Annotated in this window: 11 protein-coding genes; 5 read left to right on the plus strand and 6 right to left on the minus strand. The window is 57.7% G+C overall.

The genetic code is table 11. From position 1 onward, the window contains the following. Positions 1–267 precede the first annotated feature (267 nt). The 4 genes from PU683_RS13265 to PU683_RS13280 are packed head-to-tail and all read right to left on the minus strand — an operon-like array spanning position 268 to position 5089. Positions 268–927 carry an O-methyltransferase gene (locus tag PU683_RS13265; RefSeq protein WP_277172155.1) on the minus strand — a complete coding sequence of 220 codons (660 nt, stop codon included), beginning with the start codon at positions 925–927 and terminating at the stop codon, positions 268–270. A 25-nt stretch (positions 928–952) separates the two neighbouring features. Next, positions 953–2329 carry an efflux transporter outer membrane subunit gene (locus PU683_RS13270; protein WP_277172157.1) on the minus strand — a complete coding sequence of 459 codons (1377 nt, stop codon included), beginning with the start codon at positions 2327–2329 and terminating at the stop codon, positions 953–955. Further along, positions 2326–3408, minus strand: coding sequence for an HlyD family secretion protein (locus PU683_RS13275; protein ID WP_277172159.1), 1083 nt, complete (start codon positions 3406–3408; stop codon positions 2326–2328). The genes PU683_RS13270 and PU683_RS13275 overlap by 4 nt, the downstream gene beginning before the upstream one ends. A gap of 28 nt (positions 3409–3436) precedes the next feature. Beyond that, complete coding sequence (locus PU683_RS13280; RefSeq protein WP_277172162.1) at positions 3437–5089, minus strand: MFS transporter; 1653 nt, start codon at positions 5087–5089, stop codon at positions 3437–3439. A gap of 332 nt (positions 5090–5421) precedes the next feature. Here PU683_RS13280 and PU683_RS13285 point away from each other — a divergent pair, with 332 nt between their 5' ends. Both PU683_RS13285 and aldA read left to right on the plus strand, forming a co-directional pair. After that, positions 5422–6222 carry a YdcF family protein gene (locus PU683_RS13285; RefSeq protein ID WP_277172164.1) on the plus strand — a complete coding sequence of 267 codons (801 nt, stop codon included), beginning with the start codon at positions 5422–5424 and terminating at the stop codon, positions 6220–6222. Between the two features lie 201 nt (positions 6223–6423). Beyond that, the gene (gene aldA, locus PU683_RS13290) at positions 6424–7863 is read left to right on the plus strand and encodes an aldehyde dehydrogenase (RefSeq protein WP_277172166.1); all 1440 of its coding nucleotides are present in this window, start codon (positions 6424–6426) and stop codon (positions 7861–7863) included. A 32-nt stretch (positions 7864–7895) separates the two neighbouring features. Here aldA and PU683_RS13295 read toward each other — a convergent pair whose 3' ends face one another. Then, positions 7896–8822: an alpha/beta hydrolase gene (locus PU683_RS13295; RefSeq protein WP_277172168.1), complete on the minus strand. Its 927-nt coding sequence runs from the start codon at positions 8820–8822 to the stop codon at positions 7896–7898. Between the two features lie 171 nt (positions 8823–8993). Here PU683_RS13295 and cybB point away from each other — a divergent pair, with 171 nt between their 5' ends. Next, positions 8994–9527 carry a cytochrome b561 gene (gene cybB / locus PU683_RS13300; protein ID WP_277172170.1) on the plus strand — a complete coding sequence of 178 codons (534 nt, stop codon included), beginning with the start codon at positions 8994–8996 and terminating at the stop codon, positions 9525–9527. A 218-nt stretch (positions 9528–9745) separates the two neighbouring features. Continuing rightward, positions 9746–11071: an MFS transporter gene (locus PU683_RS13305; RefSeq protein ID WP_277172172.1), complete on the plus strand. Its 1326-nt coding sequence runs from the start codon at positions 9746–9748 to the stop codon at positions 11069–11071. Between the two features lie 88 nt (positions 11072–11159). Here PU683_RS13305 and PU683_RS13310 read toward each other — a convergent pair whose 3' ends face one another. Then, positions 11160–11501, minus strand: coding sequence for a hypothetical protein (locus tag PU683_RS13310; RefSeq protein ID WP_277172174.1), 342 nt, complete (start codon positions 11499–11501; stop codon positions 11160–11162). Positions 11502–11935: 434 nt separating this feature from the next. Here PU683_RS13310 and PU683_RS13315 point away from each other — a divergent pair, with 434 nt between their 5' ends. Beyond that, complete coding sequence (locus tag PU683_RS13315) at positions 11936–12211, plus strand: metal/formaldehyde-sensitive transcriptional repressor (RefSeq protein ID WP_277172176.1); 276 nt, start codon at positions 11936–11938, stop codon at positions 12209–12211. Positions 12212–12239: the final 28 nt, after the last annotated feature.

Genomic DNA, 12239 nt, shown 5'->3' on the forward strand with positions numbered 1-12239 from the left:
CTCACCATCCGCAGAGATTGCCGGATGGCGCTACGCTTATCCGGCCTACGGTCTCGAATTTATCCGCACGCGATGGGGTTGTAGGCCGGATAAGGCGCAGCCGCCATCCGGCGGTTGATCGCGGATTACCAGAACGGAATAGCTCACCATCCGCAGAGATTGCCGGATGGCGCTACGCTTATCCGGCCTACGGTCTCGAATTTATCCGCACGCGATGGGTTTGTAGGCCGGATAAGGCGCCAGCCGCCATCCGGCAGTTAACCCGTTTTACGAGTTCACCCACGCAAGCGTAAAGCCATCCCAGCCTTTGGCGCCGACGGTCTGCATCGCCGTCGCCGTCAGGCGCGGATTGTCGCCAATCATCTCAATAAATGTGCGCACGCCCTGCACCCGGTCATCGGTGGAGGATGGGTTGGTCACTTCGCCGTCGCGCACCACGTTATCGCCAATAATTAGCGTGCCCGGACGCGAATAGTGCAGTGCCCACTTCAGGTAGTTCGGGTTATTGGGTTTGTCGGCATCAATAAAAATCAGATCGAATGGCGGGCGCTCGCCAAGCGATTCCAGTGTCTGTAGCGCCGGGCCCTCTTTGACTCTTACCTGGCGGGTCAGGCCAGCATAGTCAATGTTCTCTCGGGCAATCGCGGCATGTAACGCATCAAACTCCAGCGTCAATAATTCGCCATCAGAGGGCAACTCTCGCGCCATCCACACTGTGCTGTACGCGCCCAGTGTGCCGATCTCAAGAACGCGTTTAGCGTGCGTCATCCGCACCAGCAGCGCCAGTAGCTGGCCCTGCATCGGCGACACATCAATTTCAGGTAATCCGGCGCGCCGGTTGTTGGCGAGGATCTGCGTCAGAACCTCATCTTCAGGGAGAAGCCGTTGTGCTAAGTATTCATCGACTGCGGACCATTTCTGCTGCATAGCATGACTCCTGGGTTGTTGATAATTACTTCATACCGGACCAGCCCCCACCCAGCGCGCGATAGAGATCCACCTGCGCCAGCAACAGATTATTTTTCACCTGCACGGCGTTGAGCTGCGCGCTAAAGAGCGTGCGCTGCGCATCAAGCACAGTCAGGTAGGAGGAGTAGCCGTTCTGGTAACGATTTTGTGCAATGCGCAGCGTCTCTTCTGCCACCTGCCGCTGGCCTTCCAGCTCGCTCAGCTGCTCGCCGAGGCGAGTGATGGCGTCGAGGCTGTCATTCACCTCTCTGAACGCATTGCGTACGGTACTTTCATAGCCATAGAGCGCCTGATTGCGCTGCGACATAGAGACATCCACCTGCGCATTCAGCGCCTGGCGGTTCAGCAGCGGCGCCAGAATACTGCCGCCGATGTTCCACAGCCGCAGTGGATTATCGAGCAGGCCGGGCAGGGTATCGTCCTGCATACTGCCACTGGCGGTAAGATTGAGCGACGGCAGAAGTTTTGCCTGCGATACCGCAAGCCCGGCATCGGCGGCAACCAGCTGGCGCTGAGCCTGCACGATATCGGGCCGGCGGTTAAGTAGCGATGACGGCAGCTGCGCAGGCAATGAGAGCGGCGTCAGCGCCTGAAAATCGCCGCGCTGTATCGCGCCCGGGTTGCTGCCGAGCAGCACGCTGAGCGCATTCTCCTGCTGGCTGATCTGGTGCTCCAGCACGGGAATTTGTGCCCGCGTTGCACGCAATTCCGAATCGGACTGCATCAGCTCCAGCCGCGAGGTGTAGCCGGTCTCATACTGACGGCGGGCGAGCCGCCAGGCATCTTCCCGCGCTTTCAGTGTGGCGCGCGTGACGCAGAGCTGCTCATCCAGCGATAGCAGCGTGAGATAACCAGAGGCGACATTGGTGGCTACGGTTAAGTCCGCCGCCGCCGCGGCCGCTTTTTGCGCTTCCAGCGACGCTTCTGCCGCCCGCGATGCGCTGCGGCTCGCCCCCCAGATATCGACATCGTAACTGGTGGTCAGATTACCCTTATAGAGGGTGCTGTGCACCGGCTGACCCGTAGCGGCGGATTGCGAGCGGGCGCGCGTGCCGGATAAACCGATATCCACTTCAGGGAACAGCGCGCCGTTGGCGGCATAGACCCGCGCCTGGTACTCATTGACCCGCTCGCGGGCAACCAGCACATCGCTGTTATAACGCAGTGCCTGATCGACATAGCGGTTGAGCTGGCTGTCGTGAAAGTTGCGCCACCACACGCTGTCGACTTTGCTCATCGGCCCGGTTTCGCTGCGCCACGCCGCCGGGATCTGTAGCGAAGGCTGGGCGCGCTCAACATCCACCGACTGGCAGCCCGCCAGCAGCAGGCTGAATGCGATCAACGTCGGATAACGCCTCATTGCTGCGCCTCCCGCGTATCAATATGCACCTGCACCGACATGCCGGGGCGTAGACGGGCGATCTCATCGGCTTTGCCCTCCACCTGGATGCGCACCGGTATACGCTGGGCGATTTTGACAAAATTCCCGGTGGCGTTATCCGGGCTGATGGCGCTGAACTCCACGCCCGTTGCGGGCGAAATGCTCTCGACACGCCCGTTAAAGTTGCGGCCATTAAGGGCATCGACACTGAAGGTGACGGGCTGACCGACCACGACGTCAGCAAGCTGCGTCTCTTTCAGGTTGGCAATCACCCAGCGCTGGGCAGGCACCAGAGAGGTGAGATGCGTGCCGGCAGTGACATACGCGCCGAGACGCACGCTGATCTGCCCAAGCTGCCCGTCGCGCGGGGCAACAATGCGCGTGTTTTGCAGATCGATCTGCGCCAGCTCCAGCGCCGCTTTCGCGTTTTCCACATCCGCCTGCAGCGAGGCGCGGTTAACAATAGTGGTTTGCAGATCCTGGCGGGACATCTCCAGCGTCGCCTGCGCCTGGGCAATATTGGCGCTGTTCTGCGCGGCGGTCGCCAGCGCGGCATCGCGCTCGCGAATAGAGAGAGAACCGTCCGCCGTCAGCGCTTTGACGCGTTTTAGATCCGCTTGCGCCTGCAGATTCTGCGCCCTGGCGCTGGCAAGCGCCGCCTCATTACGCGCGATCACCGCCTGCGCGCTTTTGCGCTGCTGCAGGTTGTTCTCCAGCGCGGCGCGCTTCATCGCCAGCGTCGCCTTCGCCTGATCGACACGCTGACGGTAGATGCGATCGTCAATCTGCATAATCAGGTCGCCCTTTTTGACATTGACGAAATCCTGCACCGGCACCTCGGTGATATAGCCATTCACCTGCGGGCTGATAAACGTCGTCTGCCCGCGCACATAGGCGTTATCCGTCGACTGCATGTGCCGCGTAAAGGGCGGCAGTTGCCAGGCGTAAAGGATCACCAGCACGCCGACGATGACGATCGCCGCGGCGGTAAAAATGGACACCACGCGCACGTTGCTGCGGGTACTTGCCTGCTCTTTAGCGGCGTCCTGCTGGCTCATAGTAAAAACTCCAGTAATGTGATCATTATTATTTGCTACCCGTTGCCCGTTTCAGGGCGAGTCGAGCGGTAATACGCAGGCGCAACAAGCGCCATGCAATCCATAACAGCGTGGCGGCGGCGACGCTCGCCGTCAGCATATAGGTGTCGTTATAAGCCAGTATGGTCGCCTGCAGCGTCGAGGCGCTCTGCAACTGCGTGACCGCCTGCACGCTGAGCAGGCTGCTGTCGCCAATCATGCTCTGGTACATCTGGCTGTAGAGTTGCAGACGCTCATTCACCAGCGGGTTAAGGGTGGTGAGCTGATCCGCCAGCAAGCTTGAGTGATACTTCTCGCGCCACGTCTGAAAGGTGCCGAGGATCGCCGAACCCATCAGCCCGCCGATATTCTGGCTCATGCCAAACAGCACCGAGAAGCTGACGAGGTTGCGCGGTTCAGCGATGACGCCGCCAATTCCGGCCAGCATCGCGGGCGCGATAAAAAAGGCGCTGGCAAAGCCGAAGAGGAACTGGCTTATCATCAGCTGATCCGGACGCGTCAGGCTGGTTGACTGGCTATCCATCAACGAGGCGATAATCATCAGCGCCAGCGCGGTGAGGATCGGCCAGCCGAGGCGCTGCGGTTTGATGGTCAGGCAGCTGGCGACGATACCGCAAATAATCCCCGCCAGAATTGACCACGCCAGCCGGGTCATCTGCTCGTTTTGCAGGCCGACATACTGCAACCAGCCAAAAACACCGGTGTTCTGTTCGGCAAGCACAATGCGGATCAGCAGCATAATCAGGCCAAGGCGCACAATACTGCCGCTGGAGAGCCAGCGGGTGTTGAGCAGCGGGTTCTTGCGGTTGTGCTCAAACACAATCGCCGAGACGATCAGCACCAGCGCACCGGCCAGCGCCCAGCCGAGCCACGGCGTCTCAAACCACCAGTCGAGACGCCCGAGCGAGAGCACCGCACAGAGCAGCGCCATGCCAGGTGCCAGCAGAAAGAAGGTGATGAAATCCTTCTTCTCAAACACCTTTTTACGATCGCCCGGCGGCAGCTTGAGGGCAATTACGCAACCGAGCGAGATAAGTGCCAGCCCAAGCTCGAACAGATAGAGCCCGCGCCACTCATTAAGTTGCAGCAGCTCTGTAGAGAAGAGGCGGGCAATCGGGATCGCCAGCGTCGAACCGGTAATCCCGATGGTCAGCGCTTTCAGGCGATGCTTCGCCGGCCAGGCCTGGATCTGATAGTAAATCCCCAGCGAGCTGAGCGCGGCGGCCACCATGCCGTGCGCCCCGCGTACCAGGAGCGCGGAACTGAGATCGTTAATAAAGAGGTGGAAAAAGGTGACCAGCACATAGAGCACCAGAAACCCTTCGGTAAACGCCCGCAGGCCATACTGCTGGCGAAACTTCACCAGTAGCAGGTTGATGGAGACGTTGGTCATCACGTATACCGCCGGCAGCCAGGCGATCTCCGTTGACCATGCGGCAAAAGTGCCCTGCAAATTTTGCAGGTTCGCCGTCACCATCGCATTACCCAGCGCGCCGGTCATCGAGACCAGCAAACCGACAATGCCATAGGCGATGCGCCGCGGCGTGCTGTGCCAGGGCGTTGAAGGGGAGCCGAGCAGCATCGGCTTTTCATGAGCGGCCCATTCACGCGGCGCGTAAGGGTCGCGTTTGGGTTCAGACATTACTTTTTGACCTCATGGGTAACGATAGAGCGCGCAGAGAAACAGCAAGTGTGGTTATGCATGAAAACCTAAAAATTATCCTGCTAAATAGTTAGGGGGCTAACGATTCTACGTGCGCCCATAAATGCAATGCAAGTGCATAAGAAAAATATAGATTACGCGCCGCCTGCCAGGAGGGGAAGCGCAGAAAAATAGTGATATATGAGTGACGTTGTCACGAAATGTGTTCTTTTTGTGCGGTGTGCAGGGGAGTAAACCGCGATTAGGAGAGATCCTCTGGTCACTCTCCGGCGTGCGGGTAGGCTGGAGTCAGCAATGAGAAGGAGGTTTCCATGCTTAAAACAACATTTCCCGCGCTGCCTGAGCCGACGCTCGCCGCGGTAAACAGGCTCGGTGAATGGCTGGCGCAAAATGACTTCACTGGCAAACCTTCGCCGGTGCGGGCAGATGTGGTAATCCTGGCGGGCAATGCCGTCATTCCGACCATTGAAGCGGCCTGTGGACTGGCGGCTGCGCAAAAAACGCCGCTGCTGATTAGCGGCGGTGTTGGTCACTCGACAACCTTCCTCTACTCTGCGATTGCGCGTCATCCCCGTTATAACGCGATACGCACCACCGGGCGCGGCGAAGCGGCAATCCTCGCCGATATTGCTCGTCAGTTCTGGCAGATTGATGAAAGTCAGTTACTGATTGAAGACCGCTCAACCAACAGCGGTGAAAATGCCCGCTTCAGTCTCGCTAAGTTGGCAAGCCAGCAGATCGCGCCAAAAACAGGGGTCATTGTGCAGGACCCAACCATGCAGCGGCGCACCATGGCAACCTTCGCGCGCGCCAGCCAGCAGGGCGCTAACGCCCCCCACTGGTTCAGCTGGCCCGGCTTTACGCCTCGGTTGATCAATACGCCGGATGGGCTCGCTTTCCAGCCTCGCGTGCGCGGATTATGGCCCGTTGAGCGTTATCTCTCCCTGATAATGGGGGAAATACCCCGTCTGCGGGATGATGCTAACGGCTATGGCCCTAACGGGCGCGATTACCTGGCCCATGTCGAGTTTCCGCCAGAGATTGAGCAGGCCTGGCAAATGCTGCGGGCGGATGCTCACTTCACTGACGCCCTGTCCCAGCGCGCGCTGTAAGGTCAATGCCCGTTTGCGTCATGTGTGGCGCAAACGGGCAGCGCCTCCCGCTAAAGGCATACTGTTTTGTTCGCTTTTTCCTGCCGCTTTTTTGCGTCTCCTCACAAAAGTTGCTCCTGAGCCTCGGCATCGCCCGCTGCGGCGATAGATTTTTAACAATATGTTCACTCGTTAAAAACAATGCCATTACAGGAGCAGATCATGACAGCACCCGTACAACACTCGATGTTTATTGATGGGCAATTTGTCAGCTGGCAGGGCGAGGGCTGGCTTGATGTGGTCAACCCGGCGACTGAAGAGATTCTCGCGCGGATCCCCGACGGGCGCGCCGAAGATGCGCGCAAAGCCATTGAGGCCGCTGAGCGGGCACAGCCTGGCTGGGAAACACTGCCCGCTATCGAGCGGGCCGGCTGGTTGCGCAAAATTGCCGCTGGCATTCGTGAAAAGGCCAGCGAAATCAGCGCGCTGATTGTCGCCGAAGGGGGCAAAATCCAGCAACTCGCCGAGGTGGAAGTCTCTTTTACCGCCGACTACATCGACTATATGGCCGAGTGGGCGCGCCGTTACGAAGGCGAAATCCTGCAAAGCGACCGCCCGAACGAGAATATCTTTGTCTTCAAACGCGCGCTGGGCGTCACTACCGGCATCCTGCCGTGGAACTTCCCGTTCTTTCTGATCGCCCGCAAAATGGCGCCTGCGCTTATCACCGGTAACACCATCGTGATCAAGCCCAGTGAATTTACCCCAAGTAACGCTATCGCCTTTGCCCGCATCGTTGAGCAGGTTGGCTTACCGAAAGGGGTCTTCAACCTTGTGCTTGGGCGCGGTGAAACCGTCGGGCAGGAGCTGGCGGGCAACCCGAAAGTAGCGATGGTCAGCATGACCGGCAGCGTCGGCGCGGGGGAGAAGATCATGGCGGCGGCGGCGAAAAATATCACCAAAGTGTGCCTCGAACTGGGCGGTAAAGCGCCAGCGATTGTGCTCGACGATGCCGACCTTGAGCTGGCGGTGAAAGCCATTGTTGACTCAAGGGTGATCAACACCGGGCAGGTCTGTAACTGTGCCGAGCGCGTCTATGTGCAGAAGGGGATTTACGACCGCTTCGTCAACCGTCTTGGCGAAGCGATGAAAGCGGTGCAGTTTGGCGATCCGGCGCAACGTAACGATATTGCGATGGGGCCGCTGATCAACGCTGCGGCCCTGCAGCGAGTAGAGGAGAAGGTGGCGCGCGCCGTCGCTGAAGGAGCGCGGGTTGCCCTCGGCGGCGAAAAAGTGGAAGGAAAAGGGTACTTCTATCCGCCGACGCTGCTGCTGGATGTGCAGCAGGAGATGGCGATTATGCACGAGGAGACCTTTGGTCCGGTCCTGCCGGTCGTGGCGTTCGACACACTTGATGAAGCGCTGGCGATGGCCAATGACAGCGACTATGGCCTCACGTCCTCAATCTACACCCGCGATCTCAACATGGCGATGAAAGCGGTGCGCGGGCTGAAGTTTGGCGAAACCTACATCAACCGCGAGAACTTTGAAGCGATGCAGGGTTTCCACGCTGGCTGGCGCAAATCCGGCATTGGCGGCGCGGATGGCCGCCATGGCCTGAACGAATACCTGCAAACCCAGGTGGTCTACCTGCAATCCTGATAAGTCTGCCCCCGCCGTGCGCGGGGGCGTTTTCACACCTTGCTTTCGATCCACGCCATCATCAACGCCGGCCAGACGGCAACCGGTAATCCCTGCGCATCACGAATACCAAAACCGTGCTTTCCCTGCTCAAAGAGATGCATCTCCACCGGCACGCCGAGGCGGCGCAGCGCAGAGAACATCACCACGCTGTTTTCCACTTTTACCGCCGGGTCGTCGACCGCATGCAGCAAAAAGGTGGGCGGCGTCTGGCTGTTGACATGCTCCTCAGCGGAGTAGCGGCGGATCTGCGCCTCATCGGGCCTGTCGCCAATCAGCTGCTGGCGCGACATCGGGTGATCGATATCGGCATGCATAGTGATAACCGGATAGACCAGCGCCATAAAGGCTGGTCGCGCGCTCTGCTCATCGATAGCATCCAGCGGGGTGTAGATCACATCGCTGTAACGCGTGCCGAGACTCGCTGCCGCATGGCCGCCGGCGGAAAAGCCCATCACGCCGAGCCTGTCGGCATCCAGCTGCCAGCGATCTGCCTGCGCACGGATTAGGCGCATGGCCCGTTGCACATCTGCCAGCGGCGCATCTGCCCCCTCGGCATGGCCGTCACCAGGGAAGCGGTAGGTCATCACAAACAGGGTATAACCGCGCTCATTAAAGAAAGGGGCGAGAGCGCTGCCCTCTTTATCCAGCACCACGCGGCGGTAAGAGCCGCCGGGCGTGACCAGAATGCCGACGCCATTAGGGTGCTGCGGCGCGTAAACGGTGATTTCCGGTGCCCGCACGCCGGTCACCGACCGATCGAGCGGCGAGGGGCCGGTGTGCTCCTCCTCCAGCTGAAATTGTACCGGGCTGGTGCGCGCGCCGGGCGCTTCGCCCTGCGGCCAGACGGGAAAGGTGGTGGCGCGCGCGACGGCGTCCTCCATCAAACTCAGTAGTGTTTGCGGCGTCAGATTCTCCACGCAGGCTCCTGTTGTTTTGTCCATATTCAGTAATAGGTCGTCAGCGTTTATTGCGCAAACTACCCGGTTGGCGCAAGCGCTAAGTCGCTGAAAAGTGATACAGAAAAGTTAATGAATTTTTAAGGAAACCCCGTTATGTTGAAGGCCGGTTGGTTCTTTCAGGGGATTCATATGCGTAGCAACTATTCAGGCCCGCAGATTGCCATTCACTGGTTGGTGGTGGTGCTGGTCGTCGGCGCGTACTGCGCCATGGAGTTTCGCGGGTTTGCGCCGCGTAGCTTCCGGCCTTATTTCAATATCGTCCACGTTTCATGCGGTCTCTCTGTTCTTATACTGATGGTGGCTCGTCTACTGCTGCGGTTGAAACATCCTGCACCGCCGATTGCGCCCAAACCCTCTGCGATGATGACCGGGCTGGCGCACCTTGGTCATCTGGCGATGTATCTGCTGTTTATCGCCTTGCCGCTGCTCGGCCTGCTGATGATGTATAACCGCGGCGGCCCGTGGATCGCCTTTGGCCTGCCGATGCCGCACGCCAACGAGGCCAACTTCGATCTGGTCGACACGCTCAAGGCGTATCATGAACTTCTCGCCACACTCGGTTACTTTATTGTTGGCCTGCACGCCGCTGCCGCGTTACTGCACCATTACATTTTTAAAGACAATACACTGCTGCGTATGATGCCGAAAAAACGCGAACGCTAACGTATCCTGCCCGGTGGCATCCATGGCCGGGCTGCACATCCTGCGAAATCTCTTACCTTTTTTGCGTGACTTGCCCCAGAATGCTGTGATCCCGCCTGATTTTCGTAAGAAAAAGCTGGGGAGAAATCACATTTTCCATCATCGCCTGTGGGCGAAATTCGAACAAGCGGTGTAGATAGTATCTATTATAGAAACACTATCGAGAGTGGGAGAGGCAAATGACACAGCCAGTACAGGAATCACTCGACCGGGTGGCTGCCGATGCGCAGGCCAGCGGATCGCGCAAATTACGTAAAGTTCTGCTCGCTACCGGTATCGGTCACTTTGTGGAGTGGTTCGACTTCGGCCTCTACGGCACGCTGGCGGCGATTATTGGCCTGCAATTTTTTCACTCCTCCAGCCCGAGCGTGGCGCTGCTCTCCTCCTTCGCCGTGTTTGGCGCCGGGTTTATTATGCGCCCGCTTGGTGGGCTTTTCTTCGGCTCGCTGGGCGATCGCAAAGGCCGGCAGAAGGTGCTGGCGACGGTGATTTTGCTCACCTCAGGCGCAACCTTTGTGATGGGGCTGCTGCCCACTTACCATCAGATTGGCATTACCGCCACGGTACTGCTGGTGATCACCCGTCTGGTGCAGGGCTTCGCCGCCGGAGGGGAGAGCTCAGGAGCCACTACCTATCTTGCGGAGTACGCTCCGAACGCCAGACGCGGCTACTTCACCTGCTGGATCGACAACTTTGGCTTTATGGCATTTGTTGTCGGCTCCGGGCTGGTGTTTCTGCTTACCGCTGCGCTTGGCGAGAGCGCAATGAACGACTGGGGCTGGCGTATTCCATTCCTGATCGCCGGGCCGCTCGGTTGGGTGGGGCTCTATCTGCGCAGGCATCTGGAAGATTCGCCGGAGTTTCTTGAGGCGATGAAAAGCGGGCAGATCGAAACCGCGCCGCTGCGCAAAGCGGTCACCACCGCCTGGCGTGCGCTGCTCTTCTGTGTCGGCTTTGTGGTTATCAAAGCGGTGGGGCACTGGACGCTACAAACGTTTATGCCGAGCTACCTCGCAACTGAGCTCCATTTCAGCAAACTCAACGCCTACGCCATCACCACCATTGGTCTCTTCTCCGTTGCGGTGCTGGTGCCGTTTATGGGCTATCTCTCAGATAAGTATGGCCGTAAGCCGCTGATGCTGGCGGGCTGCGCAGGGTTTATTCTGCTGAGTTACCCGGCGATGATGATCATGGCGAACGGCGATGTGCTCTCTGCGGTGCTGGCGATGGTGATGCTCGGCGCGTTTATCGCGGCGTTTGACGGCGCATGCACAGCGGCGATGGCGGAACTCTTTCCAACTAACGTGCGCTACGGCGGCCTGTCGATCGCCTATAACTTTGCCGTGGCCTTCTTTGGCGGGATCACGCCGTGGTTCTCCGCCTGGCTTATCACCACAACAGGCGATAAATTTTCGCCCGCCTTCTATGTGATGGGGGCTGCATTGATCACCTTCATCACCGTGATGCGCGCACGTGAAACCGCAGGCCAACCGTTAAAGCGTTAAATAATACCCGGCGGGATCTCTCTCGCCGGGTTACAAAACGATCAATATATTCTTGCGCTGAAATATAATATATCCCCTGCGAAACCCCTTAAGGCGAAAGTTTTATACCGTAGGGGCACAGCGGAAATAGGCACTCGTTTTGTTTATCACATTCGCGCAAAGAAATATTATCATTCCCTGGACACGAGCAACTATTTTTTAAAGTTTTCCAGATGGTCGGGAAATAGGGCATGGTATGGATAACCTTAAATTCATGCATTCTTCCATCCATGATAATTCCTTTTGAATCAGTGACTAATATGTTTCCCGGGCGCAGGAAATAGTGGCCTCGGTACCAGACGATCACCGCTTTGTCCTGCTGTGTTCTGGCTAAAGCAAATGCCGTACCTGTGGCAGGGGAAACTAACATGTCCGTAATATTCCAGCGCATACATCTTCCTTACAAAATATTATCCACTCATTCGCCAGGAAGAATCTTAGCAAACAACATAGAAAGAACCTAAGCGAAACGTTAATTTAAGTTCAATATGCTAAACGAGGATAATATTTAAAAATTTTTACGCTAAGTTGTGCGCTAAAACATGCGACAGGGGAGAGTGGACTTAAGGATTAATAACCAACGGTACTATGTGGTCATTTGACTCTTCTGTGTAAAGCCCGGCCAGTAATTATCTTTTGTGTTGTTATTTAAATATCTATTCATATTTAAAACTCTCTCTATTAACAGTTCCGCAGTGCCAGCAACAATACTGACGGCGTCGACGCTTTCAGAAACGTCCTCGCTTTTCTCACCTTATTACGTCGCCGTTTGCATGATTGCTGAGGTTAAGTTACCATACCCCCCTATAGTATCCAGGAGGTTTTATGCCCCATTCACCTGAAGATAAAAAACGCGTGCTGACGCGGGTGCGGCGCATTCGCGGCCAGGTTGACGCGCTGGAGCGGGCGCTGGAAAACGGCGACCCCTGCATCGCAATTTTGCAACAAATCGCCGCCGTACGCGGCGCAGCCAATGGCCTGATGGGCGAAATGGTTGAAATTCACCTGAAAGATGAGCTGGTCGTCGGCGAGACCACCGCCGACCAACGCGCAGTGCGGATGGCAGAAGTCGGCCATCTGCTACGCTCTTATCTAAAATAAGCAACACCGTCTACATAAAAAGGAAAGC

Origin of the sequence: Candidatus Kosakonia sp. 282A-S69 (assembly GCF_029433855.1) — a bacterium.
Lineage (GTDB): Bacteria > Pseudomonadota > Gammaproteobacteria > Enterobacterales > Enterobacteriaceae > Kosakonia > Kosakonia cowanii_A.